This window comes from Borrelia venezuelensis, from assembly GCF_023035835.1.
In the GTDB taxonomy this organism is placed as follows: domain Bacteria; phylum Spirochaetota; class Spirochaetia; order Borreliales; family Borreliaceae; genus Borrelia; species Borrelia turicatae.
On the sequence record NZ_CP073220.1, the window covers coordinates 1 to 24978 of the forward strand.

26 protein-coding genes are annotated in these 24978 nt (G+C 28.5%); 9 read left to right on the forward strand and 17 right to left on the reverse strand.

The genetic code is table 11. The features are described from left to right. Positions 1 to 435: 435 nt before the first annotated feature. The 3 genes from bvRMA01_RS00005 to bvRMA01_RS00015 all read right to left on the reverse strand — a co-directional run bounded on the left by bvRMA01_RS00005 (position 436) and on the right by bvRMA01_RS00015 (position 3170). Complete coding sequence (locus bvRMA01_RS00005) at positions 436 to 624, reverse strand: hypothetical protein (protein WP_247031290.1); 189 nt, start codon at positions 622 to 624, stop codon at positions 436 to 438. 61 nt (positions 625 to 685) lie between these two features. Further along, entirely contained in the window at positions 686 to 1753 is a 1068-nt protein-coding gene (locus bvRMA01_RS00010) for a glycoside hydrolase family 3 N-terminal domain-containing protein (RefSeq protein ID WP_433996701.1), read from the reverse strand. Then, positions 1716 to 3170, reverse strand: coding sequence for a UTP--glucose-1-phosphate uridylyltransferase (locus bvRMA01_RS00015; protein WP_247031292.1), 1455 nt, complete (start codon positions 3168 to 3170; stop codon positions 1716 to 1718). Before bvRMA01_RS00015 ends, bvRMA01_RS00010 begins: the two co-directional genes overlap by 38 nt. Positions 3171 to 3321: 151 nt before the next feature. On the opposite strand from bvRMA01_RS00015, the gene bvRMA01_RS00020 reads away from it, so the two are divergent. Continuing rightward, positions 3322 to 5112 carry a phosphoglucomutase gene (locus bvRMA01_RS00020; protein ID WP_247031294.1) on the forward strand — a complete coding sequence of 597 codons (1791 nt, stop codon included), beginning with the start codon at positions 3322 to 3324 and terminating at the stop codon, positions 5110 to 5112. Positions 5113 to 5194: 82 nt separating this feature from the next. Here bvRMA01_RS00020 and trpS read toward each other — a convergent pair whose 3' ends face one another. The 3 genes from trpS to bvRMA01_RS00035 form a co-directional block, all read right to left on the reverse strand. Then, positions 5195 to 6247: a tryptophan--tRNA ligase gene (gene trpS, locus bvRMA01_RS00025; protein WP_247031296.1), complete on the reverse strand. Its 1053-nt coding sequence runs from the start codon at positions 6245 to 6247 to the stop codon at positions 5195 to 5197. Positions 6248 to 6249: 2 nt separating this feature from the next. After that, positions 6250 to 7323, reverse strand: coding sequence for an AI-2E family transporter (locus bvRMA01_RS00030; protein WP_011771970.1), 1074 nt, complete (start codon positions 7321 to 7323; stop codon positions 6250 to 6252). A gap of 96 nt (positions 7324 to 7419) precedes the next feature. Further along, entirely contained in the window at positions 7420 to 8277 is an 858-nt protein-coding gene (locus tag bvRMA01_RS00035) for a hypothetical protein (protein ID WP_247031298.1), read from the reverse strand. A 125-nt stretch (positions 8278 to 8402) separates the two neighbouring features. Here bvRMA01_RS00035 and cdaA point away from each other — a divergent pair, with 125 nt between their 5' ends. The 7 genes from cdaA to priA are packed head-to-tail and all read left to right on the forward strand — an operon-like array spanning position 8403 to position 14681. Next, positions 8403 to 9173, forward strand: a complete 771-nt coding sequence (gene cdaA / locus bvRMA01_RS00040) for a diadenylate cyclase CdaA (RefSeq protein WP_041178546.1) — start codon at positions 8403 to 8405, stop codon at positions 9171 to 9173. A 3-nt stretch (positions 9174 to 9176) separates the two neighbouring features. Next, positions 9177 to 10172, forward strand: a complete 996-nt coding sequence (locus bvRMA01_RS00045) for a CdaR family protein (RefSeq protein ID WP_011771973.1) — start codon at positions 9177 to 9179, stop codon at positions 10170 to 10172. Position 10173: 1 nt separating this feature from the next. Next, positions 10174 to 10551 carry a holo-ACP synthase gene (gene acpS, locus bvRMA01_RS00050; RefSeq protein WP_011771974.1) on the forward strand — a complete coding sequence of 126 codons (378 nt, stop codon included), beginning with the start codon at positions 10174 to 10176 and terminating at the stop codon, positions 10549 to 10551. Positions 10552 to 10554: 3 nt separating this feature from the next. Continuing rightward, positions 10555 to 11403 (forward strand): DUF2225 domain-containing protein, encoded by an 849-nt coding sequence (locus tag bvRMA01_RS00055; RefSeq protein WP_247031300.1) that lies wholly within the window; start codon positions 10555 to 10557, stop codon positions 11401 to 11403. Further along, a complete protein-coding gene (gene truA / locus bvRMA01_RS00060) occupies positions 11404 to 12141 on the forward strand; it encodes a tRNA pseudouridine(38-40) synthase TruA (protein ID WP_247031302.1) in 738 nt (245 codons plus the stop codon). It abuts the gene before it with no gap. Beyond that, complete coding sequence (locus bvRMA01_RS00065) at positions 12134 to 12712, forward strand: hypothetical protein (RefSeq protein ID WP_247031304.1); 579 nt, start codon at positions 12134 to 12136, stop codon at positions 12710 to 12712. Before truA ends, bvRMA01_RS00065 begins: the two co-directional genes overlap by 8 nt. Continuing rightward, on the forward strand, positions 12705 to 14681 hold the full coding sequence (gene priA, locus bvRMA01_RS00070) for a replication restart helicase PriA (protein WP_247031306.1): 1977 nt from the start codon (positions 12705 to 12707) through the stop codon (positions 14679 to 14681). The genes bvRMA01_RS00065 and priA overlap by 8 nt, the downstream gene beginning before the upstream one ends. On the opposite strand, the gene udk is transcribed toward priA, so the two are convergent. Further along, positions 14678 to 15298 (reverse strand): uridine kinase, encoded by a 621-nt coding sequence (udk, locus tag bvRMA01_RS00075; RefSeq protein ID WP_247031308.1) that lies wholly within the window; start codon positions 15296 to 15298, stop codon positions 14678 to 14680. The genes priA and udk overlap by 4 nt on opposite strands. Then, a complete protein-coding gene (locus bvRMA01_RS00080; RefSeq protein WP_011771980.1) occupies positions 15291 to 15680 on the reverse strand; it encodes a rhodanese-like domain-containing protein in 390 nt (129 codons plus the stop codon). The genes udk and bvRMA01_RS00080 overlap by 8 nt, the downstream gene beginning before the upstream one ends. Positions 15681 to 15808: 128 nt before the next feature. Between bvRMA01_RS00080 and bvRMA01_RS00085 the strand changes: the two genes are divergently transcribed. Continuing rightward, positions 15809 to 16777: a YitT family protein gene (locus bvRMA01_RS00085; RefSeq protein WP_011771981.1), complete on the forward strand. Its 969-nt coding sequence runs from the start codon at positions 15809 to 15811 to the stop codon at positions 16775 to 16777. Here bvRMA01_RS00085 and bvRMA01_RS00090 read toward each other — a convergent pair. The 9 genes from bvRMA01_RS00090 to bvRMA01_RS00130 form a co-directional block, all read right to left on the reverse strand. Beyond that, a complete protein-coding gene (locus bvRMA01_RS00090; protein ID WP_247031310.1) occupies positions 16774 to 17754 on the reverse strand; it encodes an RluA family pseudouridine synthase in 981 nt (326 codons plus the stop codon). The genes bvRMA01_RS00085 and bvRMA01_RS00090 overlap by 4 nt on opposite strands. Beyond that, on the reverse strand, positions 17755 to 18252 hold the full coding sequence (locus bvRMA01_RS00095; protein WP_247031312.1) for a hypothetical protein: 498 nt from the start codon (positions 18250 to 18252) through the stop codon (positions 17755 to 17757). It lies immediately after the preceding gene. A 4-nt stretch (positions 18253 to 18256) separates the two neighbouring features. Further along, the gene (locus tag bvRMA01_RS00100) at positions 18257 to 19921 is read right to left on the reverse strand and encodes a diphosphate--fructose-6-phosphate 1-phosphotransferase (protein ID WP_247031314.1); all 1665 of its coding nucleotides are present in this window, start codon (positions 19919 to 19921) and stop codon (positions 18257 to 18259) included. 68 nt (positions 19922 to 19989) lie between these two features. Further along, positions 19990 to 21027: a tRNA preQ1(34) S-adenosylmethionine ribosyltransferase-isomerase QueA gene (gene queA, locus bvRMA01_RS00105; protein WP_247031316.1), complete on the reverse strand. Its 1038-nt coding sequence runs from the start codon at positions 21025 to 21027 to the stop codon at positions 19990 to 19992. Then, the gene (gene ruvB / locus bvRMA01_RS00110) at positions 21017 to 22060 is read right to left on the reverse strand and encodes a Holliday junction branch migration DNA helicase RuvB (RefSeq protein WP_247031318.1); all 1044 of its coding nucleotides are present in this window, start codon (positions 22058 to 22060) and stop codon (positions 21017 to 21019) included. Before ruvB ends, queA begins: the two co-directional genes overlap by 11 nt. A 54-nt stretch (positions 22061 to 22114) precedes the next feature. Beyond that, positions 22115 to 22705 carry a Holliday junction branch migration protein RuvA gene (ruvA, locus tag bvRMA01_RS00115; protein WP_247031320.1) on the reverse strand — a complete coding sequence of 197 codons (591 nt, stop codon included), beginning with the start codon at positions 22703 to 22705 and terminating at the stop codon, positions 22115 to 22117. An 87-nt stretch (positions 22706 to 22792) separates the two neighbouring features. Then, positions 22793 to 23272 (reverse strand): crossover junction endodeoxyribonuclease RuvC, encoded by a 480-nt coding sequence (ruvC, locus tag bvRMA01_RS00120; RefSeq protein ID WP_247031322.1) that lies wholly within the window; start codon positions 23270 to 23272, stop codon positions 22793 to 22795. Between the two features lie 31 nt (positions 23273 to 23303). Further along, positions 23304 to 24038, reverse strand: a complete 735-nt coding sequence (locus tag bvRMA01_RS00125; RefSeq protein ID WP_247031324.1) for a YebC/PmpR family DNA-binding transcriptional regulator — start codon at positions 24036 to 24038, stop codon at positions 23304 to 23306. Further along, on the reverse strand, positions 24039 to 24944 hold the full coding sequence (locus tag bvRMA01_RS00130; protein ID WP_247031326.1) for a bifunctional 5,10-methylenetetrahydrofolate dehydrogenase/5,10-methenyltetrahydrofolate cyclohydrolase: 906 nt from the start codon (positions 24942 to 24944) through the stop codon (positions 24039 to 24041). Positions 24945 to 24978 lie beyond the last annotated feature (34 nt).

Below are 24978 nucleotides of genomic sequence, written 5' to 3' on the forward strand. Positions count from 1 at the left end.
TAGTTTAATTGTTAATAGTATAATATTTATTATTACCTCCTTCCAAACAAGTACAAACTGTTCTTTATTCCTTAATAACATGTTACAATTCCTTACACACACAATGAAAAATTTAATACTTATATCACTACTAATAATATATACCCATGCATGGGGTAAAAAATTTAATAATGAAAATATAAAACCACTACAAATAGGTATCATTCAACACAATTATATAAATTTAACTCCTTATAATCAACATTATAAATATTACGCTTTCATTGGAATAACCATGACCTACAATGAATGGATTGATTTCAATATCATCCCCATCCACTTTTATCCCCTCATTCCAACTTTCTCAAATGTCTATTTTACTCTATCTATTTCTCTTTATATATTGAAATATCAAATACACATATATTCTTTCATTATCAATATCTTAATAGGTACTCAATTACCTATAGCTCTTAGAACTTCCATTATTACTGGTAACAATATCTCTGCTTTTCTTTTCCCTGCATTGCCTTTTGTCTCTGTTAAACTTAACATTCCAATTACTAATTTATTCTCTATCCTCTCTACATTTTCTTCTTCTCTACGTGAGTATTTTTTAGTCGATATAGCTATTACCTTTCCCATCTAATTATAACAATAATGGTAATTTTTAATAAGCATTTCCTTTATACAAAACTAAGAATATTCATTCTTCTACATTAAGTTTCTTAAACCCTTCTGGAATAAGCACAACATCAATACCTGAATTTAATGATTTCCTAATCGCATGCCCCAAACTAAAATTATTTACAATTGCCCCCATATCATATGCATCTGTCATGATAATACTAAAGATATTCAGATTATGTCTTATAATATCCACAATATCTTTTGACATACTACTTACATCTCCGGAAATCTTAGGAACAAGTACATGCCCAAGCATAATAAATTTTGCTTCCTTGCCAAAAAGAAATGGTATAAAATTATTTACCATTAAAAAATTTTTACTATAAGGTAATAAGGCCAAATCTTTATGGGTATCTACTTTTGTGCCTCCAAGTCCAGGAAAGTGTTTAACCACAGCAAACACACCTTCCCTTTGTATCCCATCAATAAATGCCTCTACCATAAGACCAATATTATAAGATGAATACCCAAAAGTTCTGCTACCTAAGGGACTATTTGGAACAAATTTTGCATCTGCTACAGGTGCCATATTTACATTGATACCAAGTCGTCTAAGCTGTTTCCCAAGAATTTCACCAATCTTATATGCAAGCTGAGAATCTCCAGTCTTTCCAACAGATTCCATAGCAGGAAAATTATAAACTCCCAATTTTTTATTCTCACTAGCTCTACTAACTAGTCCTCCTTCTTCATCAACAGCAATCAATATGTCAGAACCAAGATGTCTCTTTATCCCTTCAATCAACTCTTTAGTTTGCTGTGCATCCTTAAAATTTTCTCTAAATAAAATAATTCCTACTGGATTTATCTCTCTTATTTTACCAAGTTCTTCTTTACTTAGTGCTTGCACAGCACTAGGATTAGCAACATTCCTAATGCCAATAAAAAAACAACGTTCCCTCAAAATGTTCTTAACATTAACTCTTCCTAAAAATTTATCAATATCTACAAGATCAAATTTATCATTTTCAAAATAATCATAATCTATATCAGGAATGGAGCCTAGTAAAACCAAACTAGACAATAAAAGGCCAAATAACACAAATCTAAACATCCCACTTACCTTGCCTAAATACCAAATCATATTTATTCTTCAATGCATTATTAAGAGCATAATTTAAATATCTAGCAATATCAGAAATATTACCCGAAAATTTATCATTCATGTAATTACTCATAATAAGCGTATCAACAAATAATTTTGCGGGCAGAAACCTATCTTCTCTATTGACCTCAAAAATTAATGGATTATCTACTATTCTCATAACTTCCCAAGTTATTTGCTCAATTGCAGTATATCTACCAAACTCTTTATCCTGTTCAATAATTCTTATAGGCATATCTGATATTATTCTATCCATATTTTCTATCAAATATTCTAAATTAAAAAGACCTGTGGCACAATTAAATAAAATCCTAGAACCTCTACATTCAGCTTTAAGTACAGCTTCTTTAGAAATAACACTACCAATATCAACACATGTTAAATGATTATCATCATCCAAGACTAAAACCCCACCCTTTGTATCTAGTAGGGTTTTAACACTAAATTCAAAGCCAGAAGAACTATTAGTTATAGCCATTATGGCAAGAGTCTGTAAATTAACAGTAAAACCAATATTATCAACATTACCAATATACACAAATTTTTTTCCAGAATTATAAAGTCTAAAATAAATATCTCTTAAAACTTTAAAATTTTGCCCATGACCAGCAGGTAAAGCCAAAAAAGATCTCTTGCCATTAGTACAATAGCTAAAATATTCATATTGACCATCATCTAATTTATTATAACAATAAACCAAAGGCTGAATCGCCGTCAAAATATCTGCCCTTTGCAAACCACAAGAATTCAAATCTTTAATCAAATTATCATCAAAAATATTATCTAAAAAATTAGAAATTGGTTTATAAGTCTTAAAACTTGTCATCTGAAAAATCGAAGGCTTAATACTCTTACCATAAAGCTCACAATATCTATTAGAAAGCATTAAAAGATGTCGCATTTTTAATGCTAAAAATGAAAATCCATAACTACCATCTCTATTAACATATGCGGGTGTTATTCCCTTTGGCAAATGCCCAAACAACCTCCTAGCTTCAAGTATTTTATCTGCATATAAAGAATACAATTCCTCATTAAAATCGTTATTTTTCAGTATATCAAAATAACTAGTCGCAGAACCCCCATTTAAAATACCAAATGAGAGATAAGGATAAAGCAATAATCCTAGTCTTTCCAGATCATCACCGGTAAAAACATAAAAATTACTTTCTGATGAAACCGAAAACTTTGTAAAATCATCAATATATTTTTTTAAATTATGTTCAACAAGCTCCTTTTTAAACTTTAATTTAACAGAATTATTAGCAAGACTTAAAATACTGCCATGACTCTCATCAGGAAAATTCTTAACAGATATGCTTAAAGTTTTAAGTTTGTGCATATTAAGCATATCAAGCATTTTTTTAGAAAAAATTTCATCAATTACTTCATACACACCAAAACCTCATTTGAAGACAAGGTAAACAACAATTAACATAATAAGAAGCACGTTAAATAATGCTTATTATAATAGAATATGTTACTATAATCATAGTACTACAAATAAAGGCAAATATTAAATAAAATATACTAATGAAGAGGAAAATATGCTAAAAAGGTATATACTAAATATGACAAATCTAAGCAACGCCATTAATGAAATGATACTCTCTCATTCAGGATTTAGAAAGATATTTGCAAAATCAAAAAATGAAAATTCAATAGAATATGAAATCAATGATGACGACAAAATATTGGTTGCTCTTATAACCCTTACAATATCAAATTATTTTAAAGATAAACCAAAAAAATATATCAATGTTGGATTAGATTCAAGAGCAACTGGAAATATAATCTCAGAGATAATAATTAAGACCTTAATTTTAAACAATAACAGTGTAAAATTTTTTGGAATACTCCCAATACCAGAAATCTTAGCTTATACAAAAGAAAATCAAAATTCAAAAGGATTTATATACATTTCTGCCAGTCATAATCCTACAGGATATAATGGCATTAAAATTGGATTAAATGATGGGGGTGTGCTAAATTCAAATGAAACAAAGAAAATAATATGTCAGCTCAGATCCAACATTGAAAATGAAACTTTAATAAACAATCTAATAACAAACTTACAAAAGTTTAATACCAATGCTCTGCACTTAAAAACATATGAAACAATTATCACTTCACAGGCTAGACATAAAACACAATCTTATAACTCATATAAATCATTAATGCAGCAAATAATATATTCAGATACCCATAATCAAAAAAATATTGACATACTAAAAAAAACTATCAAAAAAGAACCTATAGGAATCATAGGAGAGATGAATGGTAGTTCTCGCATTAACTCAATTGATAGAGAAATGATTGAATCTTTGGGAATAAAATTGGAATTTCATAACACAGAAATTGGTATCTTTAAACATGGAATGACTCCTGAAGGGACATCTTTAAACATATGCAAACAAATATTAGAACAAAAATTTAAGAATGACAATTCTTTCAAGTTAGGATATGTCCCTGATTGTGATGGAGACAGAGGCAATTTGGTCGCAATTTTAAAAAAAGAACAAGCAAGTATCATTACACCACAAAAAATATTTGCACTCTCAGTACTCTCAGAGCTTAGCTATCTTTACCATACAGGAATTAAAGACAATTTAGCTATCGTAGTTAATGATGCAACCTCACTAAACATTGAAAAAATAGCCTCGCTATTTAACACAAAAGTTTATAGAGTGGAGGTTGGTGAAGCCAACTTAACAGAAATGGCTGACCTTTTACGGAATAAAGGATTAATAGTAAAAATTTTAGGAGAAGGATCAAATGGGGGCAATATTACATACCCTTCAAAAGTAAGAGATCCATTAACAACTCTCTTTAGCATCATAAAATTGCTTAAAATCAAAAATCTTTACAAAATATGGTGCTCAATATCTAATAATTCATATAATGAACAATACACTCTTGAAGACATATTAAAGACAATCAATTTTTATAGCAATGTAGAAGTATCATCAGAAAAAGCCATGCTTAAAATAAAAGTAGAAAATCAAGAAATATTAAAAACCAACTACGAAAAATTATTAGACAAAGAATTCAACAACAATAATACCGTATTACACAAATTACCAATACATAATTATGAAATTATAAATTATGAGGGTATCAAACAAAACATCTCTAGAACAGGTGACTCATCAGGAGGGCTTAAAGTTTTATTTAAAAATAATAAACATGAAATAATTGCTAGTTTATGGTTCCGTGGCTCAAAAACAGAACCAATACTTAGAGTATTAAGTGAGGTCATATCTGAACATAATGATTTACTATATCCTCTCTTAGATTTTCATACAAATTTAATACACTCGGCTAACTCTTTAATCTAATTAACATACATGAATTATGACATAAAACTCAAACAACTTGATTTATTATAGTCAATTATTCGGTACAACCTATATACTTAAATTATTTTAAATTATTTTTTAAAATTTTCTCTACATTTCTCCTCACCCCATTCCACGTCCTTGATATACCCATTAAATTTTTAGCATTTTTTATAACTTCTATTGCAACTTTTCTGGTTTTACTTGTACCTTCAAATATTATTTCATCAATATAACCCTTTTTAGCTTTAAAAAATTTTCTTCTCTCTCTAATTGGTATTAAAAATTGATTTAAAACCTCAAAAAGCCTCTCTTTAACTTCAACATCTCCAATTGTACCCTTCCTATACCTAGTTTTAAACTCATAAAGCTCATCAACATTACTATTAAAAAGATCATGATAAATAAAAACAGGATTACCATCAACTTCTCCTGGTATATCTGCTCTCACTCTTTTCGGATCTGTAAACATAGACATAACTTTCTTACGCAATGATTTTTCATCATCACTTAAAAATATCGCATTACCAAGACTTTTACTCATCTTAGCCTTGCCATAAATTCCCACAAGAGCCTGAGAATCTGTAAAGATAGCTTCAGGAATTGGAAAAAAATCTCCATAAAGATAATTAAATTTCCTAGCAAGTTCTCTTGTAAGCTCAATATGAGCCTCATTATCACGTCCAACTGGAACTAAATTAGCCTTTGCCATCAAAATATCCGCACTCATAAGAACAGGATAACCCAAAAGTCCATAAGGAACCTCAGATAGTCCAGCAGCAACACTCATGTCCTTTATACTAGGAATCCTTTGCAAACGATTAACCATTACAATCATTGACAGTATTAAATTTAACTCTAAAAGCTCAGGTATAGCTGATTGCAAATAGATATTAACTTTTTCAGGATTAATCCCACAAGCCAGATAATCCAAAACCATTTCTCTAACATTAACAGATATTTCATTAATGCTTTTTAAATCTGGTTTTGTAGTAAGAGTATGCAAATCCGCTATAATAATATAAGTCTCATATTCCTCCTGATACTTTAATCTATTAACAATAGACCCGATATAATGCCCTAAATGAAGAGAACCTGTAGGTCTATCTCCTGTAAGCATAACTTTTCTCTGCAAACTTAACTCTCCTTATTATTATCAACACTTAAGATCTTTGAACCACTTAAAAACACAGAAAAAGGTTTTAAACACGCTATATTATCTACTATTACTTTTATAATCACTGTAAAAGGATAGGCTATTAAAAGTCCCACAATGCCCCAAAGCCATCCCCAAAAGAAAAGAAAACAAAGCAGCAAAAAAGGAGAAAGATCAAGCCTATGTCCTTGCATCTTAGGCTCAAGAATATTCCCAATCAACATTTGAACAAATGTATTATATATAAATATATAAAAAACTAAATTTAAATTAGGATAAAACTGTACTAAAGCAGCTATCATAATAAAAAAAACTGCTAAAATTGAACCTATACTTGGAATAAAATTAAAAACAAATGTAAGCACAGCCCATACACGAGGAAAATCTTGTCCAAACAACTTTAAACCTATAAACACTAAAAAACCTGTAAGACAACTAACAAAGAGCTTTATTCCCAGATACTTACTAATCTGACTATTTATTGTACTTAAAGCCTCAATAAATATACTCGAAACAGATTGTTTAAAAGCATTTTTAACTTTTATATCAAAAATGTGTATTTCTGATAGTAAAAAATACAACAATAAAAATAACACAACCAAACTGCTTGCAAATCCAATAATCTCATTAGATATCCGAGTTAAAAAAGGATAAATATATTTAGAAAAATCTATAGTGCTAATAATAGCACTATCTAACTTATATTTTTCAAGAATATCTACCATAATAAAAATCAACTGCTTCTGATAATAAGGTAATTGATCAATTAAGACAGTAACACTATAATAAACAAAACTAAAAACCAAATAAGAAAATGAAAAAAGAACAAAAAAAATTACAAAAACTATTAAAACTCTTGGGATCTTTAGTTTTTTAAGAAAAGTATAAATGGGATATACCAAAAACCCAAGAACCACCGCAATAGCTAAAGGTTTAAATATTGTTTGTGCTATTTTTAAAATAGCAATTAACATTACAATCAAAGCTATAACATAAAACACAGACTGTAATTTAACAAACTTTAACCTATCAGTTGGTTTTAGCTCTAAAGACATCTCACTGCTCCTTCAATATATCTTAATCATTATGAAAAATACTTAAAAACAGAGTCAATACTCACTCACGAATATTTGTCAAAATTTAAAATCAATTCATATATTTAAATGAATCTTTTCCATTATCCAATTATATAACTTAGTTCCCTTACTATAATTAGCTTCAGCTAAATCCCCTACTCTTTTCTCTTTAACTAGCCTCTTAGCATTTTCATCATTTCCATGATAAACCGTCAACGTATTTTTATAATGATTTAAGCTGTTATTCAAAATTTCAAAGGCTGGAATATCATTAAAACCATCTGCAATATAAAACATATTTTCAAAAGGAATCTCTCTTCTACCTTTAGGAATCCTCTTATTAATTTTATCATAAGATCCCTTATTTAGCTCGAAAATTACCCGGGTTTTTATTGTATGATCTACGAAATAACATACGCTACTTAAAACAACATTTTCTGAAAACTTATTATCTAAATTCTGATAAAAAGGCATAAGGTATGTGTCTATAAATTCACAAGCCCAAACCTTAGTAACATAAGGAGCAATACTACTGCCTAAAATCATCTGTCTAAAACCACTTGAAACAATATAAATATTTATCACAGTAGCTGATTTTTTTAAACTTCGATTTATTTCATCGATTTCTTTAAACAAAGAAATAACTCCTTCAAAAAATCTCAATTTTGAGCCCAATTCAAATAATATTTTATTATTTAAGCCTTTAAAAATCCCTTCCTTGACATATGTTAAAAAATGTGACAAATATATCATTTCATTAGCAATGATATTACAATGATTTTTGTTATAAGTAATAGATAAATTTTCAACTTCATCCCAAAATAAACTAGCATTAACATTATACTCATCAAAAAGTACCTGTTGCATATTACCATAAATTAAAGTGTCATCAAAATCAAATATCAAAGCTATAATCTTTTCTTTTTTACCCATAAACAAAAAATAAATTTAAATTAACATTAACTTGTATTACAATATATATATAACTATGAATATATTCAATATATTTATATATGGTATTATTTTAACATATATGAATATATTGAATAAAAATGATTATGATAGATATAAGTAGTATAAATCAAATAAAAGATATTTTCTCTAAAGTATTAGATGTAAGTTTAATCAGCATTTTAGTTTATTATATCTATAAAAATGTTATTAATTCTTATTCTGTAAATTTACTCAAAGGAATGATCATCATTACATCCATTGGTATCGTGTCTTATTATTTCAACTTATACACAATAAATTGGCTATTAAATTACATAGCAAACATATTGCCAATTGCAATGCTTATACTATTTCATCAAGAAATAAAAAAAATAATTATGCAAATTGGAAATTTTAATTTATCTTTTAAACTTGCAAACAACAAAGAAGAAACTACCAAAACTATTGTTGAGATAATAAAAACAATTAAGCATCTATCAGAAAATAAATCTGGTAGCTTAATCTGCATAGAAAAAAAAATACAATTAGATCAAATAATAAATAAAGGCATAAGATTAGATTCCATTGTATCTAATGAAATACTAATATCAATTTTTGATTATGAAACACCTTTACATGATGGAGCAGTCATAATTAGTAATAACAAAATAGTTTATGCTGGTTCTTTCCTACCACTATCTAATGTCGAATCTATCAGCAAAACCTTTGGAACAAGACACAGAGCAGGGCTTGGGATTTCTGAAAATTCAGATGCAATAACAATAATAACATCTGAAGAAACTGGTTCTATTTCACTCACACAAAACGGAAAATTAGAATATAATTTAAGCTTAAATGAAATCAAAAAAAAATTAAATCTTGCATTAATAGAATGAATAATGATTATAACTAAAAAATTTATGAATATAATAAAATTATTATTTGAAGATTGGCAAAATAAAGCTATTTCTATCCTAATAGCCATTATTATGTTCACGACATCTTACTTTCATAGTATAGAATCAATTACAATAGAAAAAAAATTTAATATTTTATTAGAAGATGAAGTTACATTAGGTAAAATACCTGATTTTAATAAAATGTTACTTACAGTCAAAATCAATAAAAAAGACTTAAAATATTTAGACCTTGACCGAATAACCTTATTAGTTGAAGCTAATAACATAAAAGAAGCCGGGGAATATGAACTGCCAATAAAGATCAAAAACTTTAATCCCATACCTATTGTTGAATATAAGCTTTCAAAAAATAAAATTACACTAAACCTTGATAAAAAAATCTCAAAATTAGTCAAAGTTGAACCCAAATTTAAATTACTTGAAAAAGAGGGTAAAGGAGAATATTTCATTGCCAAATATAATATAGTACCTGAAAAATTAAAAATACATGGCCCTGAAAAAGTAATCAAGACAATAAACTCAATCAAAACCAAAATAAAAGAATTCGATATAAATACTGTATTTATTTCAGAACATCTGGAAGTAATTTCTCCAAACCCACTAATAACGCTTGAGAAAAATCACGTAATAGTCAATATTACACTAGGTAAAAAATACATACATACAACAATCAAAAACCCCAATTTAATTTTCAATAACCTAAAAAATGGACTGGAAATAAAAAATAAAGAAAAAATCTTAGACCCAGAAAATGAGATGTTTATTAAGATAAGAAGCGGACTCTCAGAAAAGATAATTAAAATGCATATAGCTAACAAAAATATTAATCTTAATCTCGATTTAAGTCAAATTGCAACTCCTGGAATTTATAATATTAACACAGATATAATACTTAAAAATAACACTCATGGCATAGAAGTGTATGAATATGAACCCAAAACAATAAAAATTGAAGTAATCTCAACAGAGCAATAAAATGACGAAATCAATAGGATGTGATATAATAAAAGTTACAAGATTTAATAGTTTTTTACAAAATAGAAAAAAATTAGAAAGATTTTTTACACAAAGAGAAATTGAAAATTCAGCAATGAAAGGAAAAGGGGTTTTAGAAAGTTTAGCTGGTAAGTTTTCAGCAAAGGAATCATTAATCAAAGCGCTAAGCCCACTAATAAATATCAAAATAAAATATTCACTTAAAGATATTGAAATTATAAGCTTACCAAAAGGTAACATAATATTCCAATTACACAATGATATTAAAACTCTGATTAACCAAATGAATCTAAAATTATACTTGACAATTTCACATGAAAGGGAGTATGCTATTGCATTTGTAATAGTAGAGAATTAATTTATGAAAAAAATATCATATTTGACAAAATACGAAATTGAATGTCCTTTATGCAAACACAAATTTAGGAAAGAAGAACTATTAACAGGAGGTAGCAGATTAATAGCTGGGGAGTTAAAAGTTGATTTAAAGAGAGAGTATATAAAAAATGAAAAATATGGCAACATTTATCCCAGGATATATTCAATAACAGTATGTCCCAATTGTTATCTGGCTGCTTTCCCAAATGAGTTCAATGCAATAGCACTTATTAACAACAACATAAAACAAATTCTAATTATCCGTACTGATGAACGTAAAGAAATAAAATCAATTTTCGAAGACAACCTAAATTTTAATGAACCAAGAAGACTTCAAGAAGGAGCTGCTAGTTATATCCTTGCCATAATGTGTTATGAACATCTGGACAAAACTCATAATCCAACTTTCAATCAAGCAAAATGTGCAATAAGATCGGCCTGGATCTTTGAAGATCTAAACAAAGAATATCCAAATCAAAACTATAACTATTTACAAAAAATATTTTATCATAAAGCAGCATATCTTTATAAATTAACAATCGAAAAAGAGCAAAATAATTCAGAACCAATTAACGCTGAAATAGTATTTGGTCCTGATACAGATAAAAATTATGGATATGACAGTGTTCTATACCTATCAAGTTTACTAGAATATTTTTATGGTAATAAAGAAGATAAACAATACAGATACAATCAATTAGTTGACATAAAAACTCTACTATCTAAAATAACCGGGATGGGAAAATCATCAAAAGAAAAGCCTTCAATACTTTTAGATAAAATAAAAGAAGTTTATTTTAAAATTTCAAACGAAATAAAAACTTTTAAATAAATGAAAAAAGTACTTGCAAAAATAACATATGACGGTTCGCTATATTATGGATTTCAAATCCAACCAAAAAAACCAACAATTCAAGGAGAAATTGAAAAGGTATTAAAGAAAATAAGTAAAACAAAGATTAAAATTCATTCAGCAGGCAGAACAGACAAAGGAGTACATGCAAGAGGACAAATAATATCTTTTTATATAAAAATAAATATTAAGCTCAAAAATCTAAAAACAGCAATAAATTCCCTATTAAAGGACGATATTAGAATAATAAAATTAAAGTACGTAGAAGATAAATTTCAACCTAGATTTGATGCCAAGGGAAGAAAATATAGCTATTACATACTCAACAATGAAAACCACTATCCTTGGGAAGGATATCGGGCTTATTATGTAAAGAAAAAACTAAATATTAATAGACTAAATGAAATGGCCGAAATGCTAATTGGAATACACGATTTTACTACCTTCTCATGCATAAGAGACCAAACAAACTCAAAATTGAAAGAAATTTATTATGCTAGATTTAAGAAAAAAAATAAATTTATAATCTTTGAAATAATAGGCTCTTCATTTTTATGGAAAATGGTAAGATCAATAGTAGGAGTAATGATCGATATAGAGATAAAAAATGAACCTGTCGATACTTTTAAAAAAATTTTAAACTCAAAAAATAGAAAACTTACAAGAAAAACAGCACCCGCTAAAGCTTTATTTTTAGATAAGGTTTTTTATGAATAAAAGCAAATTGCTTAAAAAATTGATACTTCTCAGAATACTTAAAAACAATATATCGGAAAATATTTATAGCAAACAAGAAGAATTTGAGAAACTTAAAAATCAAATAATCAAAGCCAGAAACATAAAAATTTTAAAACACACAGAACAAAAAGATATAAAAGAAAATAATAGATTAATAAAATCAACAGGATACAAAATAAATAAAAATGACAAAAAAGGTTTATTAATAGTATATATAGATAAAAAATATCTAAATCAAAATGCAAAAATAATAGTAAAAAAATGGTGTGAAAGTATTAAAATATTAAATTACAAAATAATAGATAATCCTAACACTCTAACCTTCGAGATTAACAACCAACAACCTAAAGCAATTCTTGCATGTGAAGAAGTAGCATTATTCTTAAACCAACACTTAAGAATACAAATTGTGAGAGGATTTGAATTAAACTTTAAAGGAATTCCAATAGTATTTACATATCTCCCTACAAATCAAGTAACAAATCCAGAAATCAAAAAAGAAATCTGGCAAGACTTAAAAATCATAAAAGGTATAATAAAATATGGATAAAAGCTCAGAACACAATTTTTATTATGAAATTGCGTTTAATATTCCCATAAATAGACTTTTTTTTTATAAATATAACTTAAAATTAGAAACAGGAATAAGAATAATAACAAATTTTAATGGAAAAGACACAATTGGAATCATAATTAAAAGATATGCTAAGGAAGAACTTAAGGAAAATTTCACGTTTGAAATAAAAGATATAATAAAAGTCATTGACAAGAATGCAATAATAATAGAACATAACATCAATCTTGCACACTGGATTAGTCAAAAAACATTTTCTGGATTTGGAGAAACTCTATTTTGTGGGTTACCTAAAATTTCAACTTCAAATAAAGAAATCAAAAATAATGACAATGAAAATTTAAGCTATAAACTACCCATTCAATTAAATGAAGAACAAAATAGTATTTATAAAGAAATTATTGAATCAAATACACAAAATACATTTTACTTATTTGGTGTCCCCGGCTCTGGAAAAACAGAAATATTTATCAAACTATGCGAAAACTATTTGGAACAAAAAAAACAAATAATTTTCTTAATTCCCGAAATTTCTCTGGGCTATCAAATAATTAAAAGGATAAAATCAAATCTAAACACAAATAAAGTCTATGAATATAACTCAAAAGTATCAAATTCAACGAAAACCTTAATATGGAATAAAGTCAAGAATGGAGAAAATTTAATTATAATTGGTGTTAAGAGCGCATTAATGTTGCCATTTAAGAATTTAGGGTTAATAATAATGGACGAAGAACATGAATACACATATAAATCTGAAAACACCCCAAGATTTCATTCAAGACACATAGGATTTTTTCTACAAAGCACATTTAATGCCAAATTTGTAATGGGAAGTGCAACGCCATCACTTGAAGCATATCTTGCCATGGAAAATAATCAGATAAAAAAAATGGTTTTAAAAAATAAATTTTTTGAAAGAACATTCAAAGAACTTAAAATAATAGACATGAAAAAAGAACGCCAAATAATATCTTCAGAATTGCTTTACAGTATACAAAAAAGTTTAATTGATAAAAGACAAGCACTAATATTTATCAATAAAAGAGGATATTCAAAAACACTTGAATGCAAGATTTGTGGACATATAATTTACTGTCCACATTGTTCTTTCAATTTAATTTACCATAAAAGTGAAAATAAACTCATCTGTCATTACTGTAATTACAAAACAAACATAATAAATAATTGTCCTAATTGCAACTCACAAGATATCATATACAAAACATATGGGATTCAATTTATTGAAAGAGAATTAAAAAATTTTTTGCCGAATGCAAGAATAGCAAGAACAGACTCCGATCTTAATAAAAAAGAAATTATTCAATCAATAAATGCATTTGAAAATGGACAATTAGATATCTTAATTGGAACACAAATCATTGCAAAAGGTTTTAATTTTAAACAGATCAAAACACTAGGTATCATTAATGCAGATATTGGAATGGGTTTACCTGATTTTAGAAGCAGTGAAAGAATTTTTGCAATAATCTCACAAGTACTAGGCAGAGCTGCAAGATTCCAAAGTGACAACACAATTATTATTCAAACAAAAAATCCGGATTATTATCCTATAAAATACGCATATGAGGGCAAATATGAAGAATTTTATAAAGAAGAAATAAAAATTCGAAAAGAATTAAATTATCCTCCTTTTAAAAAAATCATTAGAATAGTAATTAGAAGCAAAAAACAAGAAACTGCTAGACATAAATGTTTAGAATTTTTTGAAATATCTAAAGAGTTATTAAATGATAAGATCGAATATCTTGGCCCATCAAAAGCACCCATGTCAAAAATATCCAAATACTATAGGTATAATATAATATATTTATCAAAATCATTCAATTTACTTGAAAAGCTAATACGTCACACAAAAGAAAAAATAAAATTAACAAGAGATACATACATTGAAATAGATTATTACCCAATTTCATTGCTTTAAAAAAAAACTGAACTTTCTTGTCCAAGAGTTCTTAAGAAAGATGAGAGAACATAAAGGGCTTTATCATTATGTCCTCCTTCAGGAATAATAAGGTCAGCATATTCCTTAGTAGGTTCAATAAATCTATAATATCCTGCCCTAGTAGTACTTAAATACTGTTCAATAACGGATTCCAATGTACGCCCCCTCTTAGACATATCTCGTTCAAGTCTCCTAATAAACCTAATATCATTAGGCGTATCAATATATATCTTTAAATCTATCAAATTGCGCACTCTCTCTTCAACAAAAACCATAATACCTTCAACAATAACAACAGGGGTTGGAACTATTTCAACGGTTTCATCTTTTCTTTTATGATTAATAAAATCATAAAGAGGCATATGAATTAACTTATTTTCTTTTAGTTTCTTTAAGTGCTTATAAAACAAATTGTTATCAAAAGCATCTGGATGATCAAAATTAACATCTAAAAATTCATATTCATAATCACCGACACTTTTATAATAATTATCTTGCGATATAAGAACAAATTCAGGAATAACTTCACTAATTTTATTAACAACTGTAGTTTTCCCACTCCCAGATCCACCTGTTATTCCGATAATTTTAACCATTAACCTCTTCTTTAGAACTAGGCAATTTAGGCATGTTTTTTAAAGTTCCTGCAACAAATACATTATTAAAGCCTAATCCTTTTAAAATTTTCTTAGCTTCAATAGACTTGTTAAAAGTTTTACCATAAATTATTATTTGAGTTTCAACATTACCTAACTTATCTTTTTTAGCAAACAAATCCTTAAAAGGAATATTGATTGATTTTGCATAATGAGATTTACTATATTCTTTGGGGGATCTAATATCTAATATTTTTGCACCATTTTTAATTTTTTCCAGTAAAACCAAATTAGTTCTTTTCATCTTTAAAACAATAAAGAACCAAATATAAAAAAAGAGAAAAACTATCAAACATATAAGCTTTATATAACTAACAATCATATCTTTTATAAAACAATAATATCAAAAAAAAAGAAATAAATGCAATAAAATTGAATTGTTTTTTAGTAAAATTAATATAAAATTCAAGTAAATCAATGATTTTATGCTAAAGAGTAAGTAACAAAAAAATGAAAAAAAAAAGGAATAAATGGACTAGAATAAAACAAAAAATTAAGTTCATTATATTAAAAATACTGAGAAAACAGCTAAAGAATATCCTCAAAGATCCAAAATTAATACTGATTAGCACATTGCAAATAACAACTGGTTCACTCTTAATGGCAATATCCACAAACATTTTATACATACCACACGGACTTTTAAGTGGTGGCATTGCAGGAATTGCACTTATGATGCATTACCTCTTAAACTTTAATCTAGGGCTTACAATATTCATATTAAACATTCCATTATTCATTATTGGAATCAAGTTCTTAAATATAACATTTGTAATTCAAAGCTGGATCGCAATGGCTTTATACTCACTCATAGTCAACTATTCACAATTTTTACAATATAAAATGCAAATAAACGATATGATACTTGTATCAATTTTAGCAGGTCTCATATCAGGTCTTGGACTTGGTCTAATCTTTAGAGCAAAGGGATCATCAGGTGGTACAGACATTGTCTCCATGATAATTAAAGAAAAATATTCAATTAGCATTGGAACTACAAATTTCCTATTTAACCTTGCAGTTTTACTAATTGCAGCAGCCTTTTTCAATATTGAAATTGCCCTTTACACTTTAATTGCTTCATTTGTAACAGCTATAATGACGGATAAGACAAGTACAGGATTTGGTAATCAAAAAGCAATCCTTATTATCTCAGATAAAGGAAAAGAAATATCTTATTTGCTTACCAATAAATTAAAAGTAGCAGCTACACTACTTGAGGGAAAAGGTGCTTGGGCTGGAAACGATAAAACTATAGTTTTCATAGTAGTTCCTACAATGCGTATGTCCAGAATTAAATATATTTCTCAAAAAATTGACCCTAACTGCTTCATTACAGTACTCAACACAAATGAAATAACTGGTGGAAAAAAAATTATTGAATCACCAATTACAAATAAATACGATACTACAACTTAAAACTTATCTAAAAATACAATAAAATCATTAACAAGTATACTTAACGCCTCTTTATCGTAAAATATCGATAAAAAATTAATGAATCTTTGTGGAAATACTGAAATAAATTTTTTCAAAGAACCTTCTTTAATATTAATTTCAAGTTTGAAAGCATGAAGCATCAAAGACATTTCTTTAAACTCTTTATCCAATCTAGCATAAACACTATCTCCTAATATTGGATGATTTAAATGCTTCATATGAACTCTTAATTGATGAGTACGTCCTGTTTTAGGCTTTAGAGCTACCAAGGAATAATTACCTATACTAGCCAATACTCTATACTCAGTTAAAGCCCTCTTTCCCCTATTCTCATGCACGCTAAATCTTTTTCTATCATGTCTATCTCTATCTATAAAAGTTTCAATAATACCAGAATCAATTTTAAAATTGCCTTTAACAACTGCTATATAAACTTTCTTAACAAATCTTTCCTTAAACTGTCTAGATAAGAAATTTAAAGTTTTCAAATTTTTAGCACAAATCATCACACCAGACGTTTCTTTATCTAACCGATGCACAATTCCGGGTCTAAGTTTATCCTCCTGAAAACTATCTCTTAAGCCCGAGATATGGTATAAAAGAAAATTTACAATAGTATTCTCTAAGTTAGATATACCAGGATGACTTAAAATACCTTGGGGTTTATCCACAACAATGACATTTATATCTTCATAAAGAATACTAATAGGCAAATTCAAAGGTCTTACATATTCCCTTAAATTAATTTCTTCATTAAACTCTATTAATATTTTATCATCTACAAAAACGGGTCTTGATAATTTTATTGCAACAAAAACACCATCATGATATTTAAAAGCTTTTACCTCTCTTTTCTTAATTTGGCTTCTAGTAAAAAGACACAAATCTTCAGACAAATAAATATCCAATCTTTGAGAATCTTTCCTTACAATAAACTCTTTTTGAAATTTTTTCATCTAATAACTAAAACAATCAATCAAGGCAATTATTAAAGATATTGCTAACCCAGCTGACGCTGAAATCATAAATTTTTTAAAAGTTTCATCTTTTGAAAGCTCAAAACCACTTGAGAAAGGATATGGAAAATTTTTTCCATCCATATTATTAAAATAATAAGATAAATCAAAACAATACAAACCTACAAATAACGCTATAGGAAAAGTGCCAACACTTATTGCTGAAAACCTAAATAATTTCTTACCCCAATTAGAATTAATAGTTTTTTCTATATTTAAATCTTTATTTTCTTGAACATCTTTATAAAAAAAATCATCATTAGATTCAAGCCTCACAAAAACTTCACTACCAAAATCAATATTATTTTCGCTGGAGGAAATTTTATCTCGCAGCGAAAATTTATAATTTAAATATTCCAACTCAAATTTAAAATAATCCAAAGAATTTGAATAAAGAATAAAAACATTAAAAAGCAAGAGCAAAAATCTAATCATCAATACTTTAATTTTCCAATTCTAATTTCAATGTTAAAGTCACTTCATCAACAAGCTCAGAAACACCAAAATATTGAATAGGTCCTGGGGAAACATATAGATTATTCACTGCCCATTCTTCACGATTCTTCACAAACTCATTAAAAGGTGCTCCTTTCAAATCAACAAGGGCCTTCTTAATAACGGGTTTAGCAACACCATATCTCTCTTCCATATTCATCATCATTGTTAAAGGCACTCCACCTGCAAGCCATTCAGTAGCATTTTTATTTAAGTTTTTAACACTAGACATATAACCTGTTAAGCCATTTAAAACAAGTATTGCTGCATTATATCCCAAACTATAACAATAATCACTATCAAAATTTGAAGGAGCAACACTTCTACCCTCATAGCCAAAAAAATGATCAATAGGAACAAATTTACCACTATATTCACCAAGCTTTCTCAACTCTTCTAATCTAACATTAACCATTTCCATAAACAGTTTCTCAGTAGGAACTCTTGATACATTAAAGTTACCATGGGGATCTCTCTCTAAAACAGAATTTACAAGTTCAATTTGAATAAATAAAGGCAAAGATACATACACTTCTCTCATATAACCACTAAGCTTAGAGATAAAAATTTTTCGTATATCCTCAACATCTAATCCCTTAAACTCACTTTCATTACTATCAAATATACTACACAACTCAATCATTAAAGATTTAACTTCGGGAATGAATTCAATAACACCTTCAGGAACTATAACAACACCAAAATCATATCCTTTTAAAGAACGTTTTACTACAACAGAAGTCATGTCTCTTACAAGCTCCGATAAAGTTTTCTTCTTTGCTAAAATTTCTTCAGATATAATGCAGATATTAGGATGTGTCTTTAATGCACACTCAAGAGCAACATGAGATGCACTTCTTCCCATAAGCTTCACAAAATGCCAATATTTCCTAGTTGACATAGCATCACGACATAAATTGCCTATCATTTCAGAATAAGTCTTAGTAGCAGAATCAAATCCAAATGAAATCTGAATATGTGCATTCCTCAAATCAGCATCAATTGTTTTTGGAACACCAATAACTTGAATATCATGATGTTTTTTCTTAAAAAACTCTGCCAATAAAGCCGCATTGGTATTTGAATCATCTCCACCAATAACAATAAGAGCATTAAGATTATTTTTAAGAATAACTGACAAAGCCTGTTCATACTGAGCATCAGTCTCTATTTTAGTTCGACCAGAAGATACAATATCAAACCCTCCTGTATTTCTATAAGAATCTATTAACTCTTGTGTAATCTCAATTTTTTTATCCTCTAATAAACCTGAAGGTCCACCTTTGAACCCAAAAATTTTTGAATTCGGATTAGATTTTTTTATCGCATCAAAAATGCCAGCAACAACATTATGCCCTCCAGGAGCAGGACCACCAGAGAGAATTATTCCTACATTTAAAACCCTTGTAAAATCCACATTTGAAGAACCTTGAGTAAAATTTACAACTGGAAGCCCATAAGTATTTTTAAAAATTTCTCTTAAAGCATCTCTATCTCCAAGGGCTTCTGTTTTTTCACCAAAAACTACACTAATATTTTGAAAATCATTTTCCAAAATTTTCGGCAGTTTTGGAATATATTTATATCTTTCTTTTTGAAAAACTGATACCATATACCTTCTCCTTTCAAGATGTATCTAATTATTATTAAATAAATAGTAAAATAATTAACCATGAATATCTACATATGATTTAAAAATAAAGTAGCATCACCATAAGAGAAAAATTTATAATTCATTTTTACAGCTTCCCTGTAAGCACTAAATACAAAATCCTTACCACCAAACGAAGAGACTAACATTAAAAGAGTTGATTCTGGTGTATGAAAATTGGTAAAAAGCATATCAACAAATTTAAATTCATACCCCTTTCCTGGGTAAATAAAAAGATCAGTTTTTTGTTCACCTCTTACAAAACCTTTTTGCTTATCATAAGCAGATTCTAATGCTCTAAGAGTAGTAGTTCCAATAGCCAAAATCTTCTTACCTAAAGCCTTTGCCTTCTCAAGTCTAAGCGCTACAGAATTTTTTATTGAAAAACTTTCAAAATGCATTTTATGTTCCTCTATTGTCTTAGTTCTTACAGGAAGAAAAGTACCAAGCCCAACATGAAGTGTAATAAAATCGTATTCAATATTATTTTCATCCAATTTAGAAAACAGTTCCTCACTAAAATGTAACCCCGCTGTAGCTGATGCTGATGAACCAATATATTTTGAATAAATCGTTCGATAACGCTCCTCATCCGCTCTATCATAGTTTCTCTTAATATAAGGTGGCAAAGGAATAAGTCCATGCTGTTCAAAGTAAGACTCACTCACACACTTATTAAATTTAATTATAAATTCATTATCTGTCTTTGAAATTATTTGAGCCAATAAACCTTGAGGGAACATATAAACTTTGCCAATATTCTGTTTTTTAGCCTTAGAAATTAAAGATGTAAATTCATCCCCTGCCAATCTATCTAGAATTAAAAACTCAATACTACCTCCATGCTCCGTCTTGGCATATATTCTCGCTTTCCTAACCCTTGAATCATTAAACACCAAAAAAATATTGCTATTAATGTACTTAAAAATATCGTTTATTGAATCATTATGATAAATTTTCTGATTTCCAGAATCTAGCACCATTAATCTTGACAAGCCTCTTTTCTCACTTGGATACTGTGCTATTAACTTACATGGTAGATCAAAATAAAATTCTTTAGTATCCATATTCTCCACTATTTAAGTCATCATGATTATTTTTATTCAAATTTAGATGAAAATATGCAAAATCAGTAGCCTTGCGTCCTCTGCTAGTCCTCTCAATTAGACCCTTTAAAATAAGATAGGGTTCGTAAAAATCCTCAAGAGAATCTGCTGTCTCGCCAACAGAAATTGCTAAAGTTTCAACACCAACAGGTCCACCTTTAAATTTCAGTATTAAACTCCTTAAAATATTTCTATCTTGTTCATCAAGTCCTTTATGATCAATTTTTAACATTTCAAGTCCAGAACTCACAATACTCTCTGTAATCAAACCATAACCACCAACTTGTGCAAAATCTCTCATCCGTCTTAAAAACCTATTTGCTACACGAGGCGTTCCTCTTGAACTTCTTGCAAGAAGCCAGGCAGCTTTATCCTCCAATTTAACATTTAAAATAATCGAATTTCTCTGTATTATCTTCACAAGTTCATCTTCATTATAAAGATCAAATCTAAATACAATTCCAAATCTCGCATAAAGCGGTGACGCCACTTTTCCAGGCTTTGTAGTAGCGCCAATTAAAGTGAATTTAGGAATTGGCATTCTTACAGTCCTTGCAGCAGGACCTTGTCCAATTATCCAGTCTATCTTATAATCTTCCATTGCAATATAAAGCATCTCTTCTATTACGGGTTTAAGCCTATGTATCTCATCAATAAATAAAATACTCTTATCATCAAGCGTCGTTAAAATACCAACAATATCTTTTGGCTTATCAAGAGCTGGAGCTGAAGTCATCTTAATTGTAGTATTCATTTCAAAAGCAATAATACTAGCCAGAGTAGTCTTCCCAAGCCCTGGGGGGCCACTTAAAAAAACATGATCAAGCGCTTCATTTCTATCTCTAGATGCCTTTATAAAAATATTTAAATTTTCTTTAATATGAGATTGTCTTACAAAATCTTTAAGGGATTTTGGCCTAAGTTCACTCTCATTTCTATCATACAGAAAATTCTTGTCAGAACTTAAAAACTTAGATCCCCCTCCAAAATCCATCTAATCACCCTCTCTTTAATAAACACCCATTATAAGCCTCTAAAAATCCAAAATTTAACCTGAAAGCTTTCTTAAAACTTCTCTAAACAAAAATTGTTCTTGATCAACTTGTCTCAACATTAAAAACTCATCAATAAGCATAATTTCCTTAATAGCAGCTGCAACCAATTTTCTATCAAAGCCCATATTAACAATTGATTGTTCAAGCTCCTTAAATTTCAATACACCTGAACTTGCCTCATTAACTTTAATAATTTTCCCCCTAAGTTTTAAAAAGATTTTGCCTGCCATTTTATTTCCAATGCCCTTGACATTAGAAATAAGCTTAACATCTTCCCTTTCAACTGCATCTCTAAATTCATTATATTTTATCCCAGATAATATCCTCAAAGCCGCTTTTGGACCTATTCCATCAACACTAATAAGTTTTTCAAAAACTCCTCTTTCCGATACATTTAAAAAACCAAAAAGTCTAATTTCATCCTCTCGAAGATGAAGATAAGTTAATATTTCAACATCTTCTTGCAACACTAATTCTGCATTACAAAAAGAACTAACTAAAATCTCAAATTCAAAGGGAAGTGCTACAATGACAATACTAGACTCTCTTTTCTCTACAATTTTACCACAAATCTTATTGATCATAGACTTAAACTATAATACATAAAAAATCAAGCTTACCTTATTTATATCCAAATTATTTACCATACCTTTCATTCCCTTAATTAAATTTCACAAAATATGATAATTACTATGACAAATTGCAAGCGCTAATGCATCACTACTATGATCACTAGTAAAAATAAAATCGGGTTTCATCCCAAGTAAAATACGAATAACATATTTTACTTGTACCTTTTCAATTCTACCAAACCCAGAAATTGAATTCTTGACCTGTATTGGAGTATACTCATAAAAATCTAAATTTTTCAAAGCAAAAGTTAAAATAATAGCTCCTCGTGCTTCAGACACACTTATAGCCGTTTTTTTATTTTTAGCAAAATAAATATTCTCAATGCTTGCAACATCAGGTTTAAAATTATCAATAATAAGAATAATTTCATCAGAAATTAATTTTAACCTATCTTTCAAAGACATAAAAGGATGAGTTATGACAGTTCCATCTTGAACATACATGTACTTACTACCTTTCCTATCTAAAATTCCCCATCCAACATTTGCAAGTCCAGGATCGATACCTAATATTCTCATAATCAACTTTCAGAAAAAATTCAATGATAAACTAATTAATCTCATCAATAATTTCTAAATTATGCACAACTTCTTGAACATCATCAAAATCTTCTAATTTTTCAATAAGAGCAAGGACTTTATCCATCTGTTCTTTATTTAAAGAAAGCTTGTTTCCAGGAATAAGAACAATCTCTGCTATATCTTCCTCAAACTTAGTTCTCAAAAAAGATGAAATAGCTTCAAAATTTTCAGCACTTGTTATCACTTCTATCTGAGACCCTTCACTATAAATATCTTCTGCACCAGCTTCTAATGCAAGCTCTATTATTTCATCTTCGGGATATTTATCTAAACTATAAGAAATTAATCCTTTTTTGTGAAACATATAAGATACAGAACCTGGAGCACCAAGAGAACCACCGCTCTTTGAGAGAACACTCCGCACCTCACTTGCCGTTCTATTTTTATTATCAGTTAAGCACTTAATTATTAAAGCTACACCATGGGGTGCATAAGCCTCATAAGTAAGCTCAAAATATTCAGAGCCTATATTATCATCCCCACTGCCCTTCTTTATTGCCTTTTCAATATTATCCTTAGGCATATTAGAAACTCTGGCTTTATTAACAGCAAGTCGCAATCTAGAATTAGATTCAATATCACCTCCTCCCATCTTGGCAGCAATGCTTATCTCACGAATTAGTTTAGTAAAAATCTTATTTCTCTTAGCATCAAGAGCACCTTTTTTTCTCTTTATAGTTGACCACTTACTATGACCAGACATTCAAACCTCCACCAACTTTTCTAACTTTTCTAAAATATCAAACTTATTATACCTAATTAAATGTGCCTTAATTGTATTAAACATCAACATAAAAACCGTAACAGGGCCGATTCCACCTACTACAGGAGTAATAAACTTAACTTTTTCTTTAACTGATTCAAAATCAACATCCCCTATAAGAACACTCTTACCATCAATCTCTACTCTAGAAATACCAATATCAATAACATAAGGATATCCATCAATCATACTAGCTTTTATTAATTTAGGTTTTCCAACAGCAGAAATAATAATATCTGATTGTCTTACATACACATCTAAATTAGTACTTTTACTATGACAAGTAATTACAGTAGCATCATAGGGTTTAGAAGAAAGCAAGATAGAAATAGGCCTCCCAACAAGAGAACTTCTTCCAATCACAACAACAGTCTTACCAGAAATTTCTATTCCCTTATCAAATAAAACTTTTAAAACAGCAAAAGCTGTACAAGGAATAAATCCTTTCCTATCACCCGAAATTAACTTGCCCAAGTTAATAGCAGAAAGTCCATCTACATCCTTAGTACTCATTATACCGTTTAAAACCATATTTACATCTATTTCACTAGCAAGAGGCAACTGAACAATAATCCCATCAGTATATTCATTTATATTTTCAGCCTCGATCAACGTCAAAATATTATCTTGTTCTGAGTTACCAGCTAACTTAATAACATGAAAATTAATACCAATTTCTCTAGATACCCTTTCCTTAACAGCAACATAAAGTTTACTTGCAGGGTTATCATTTGCCAAAATCACTTTTAAAGAAACTTTATCCACTAAATCATGATGAATTAAAAACTCTTTAAGTAATAAATAATATTGATTTGCAAAAAGTTTACCATCAAAAACATTGTTCAACTCAGATCCCTCACCAATTTAGATCAAAACATTA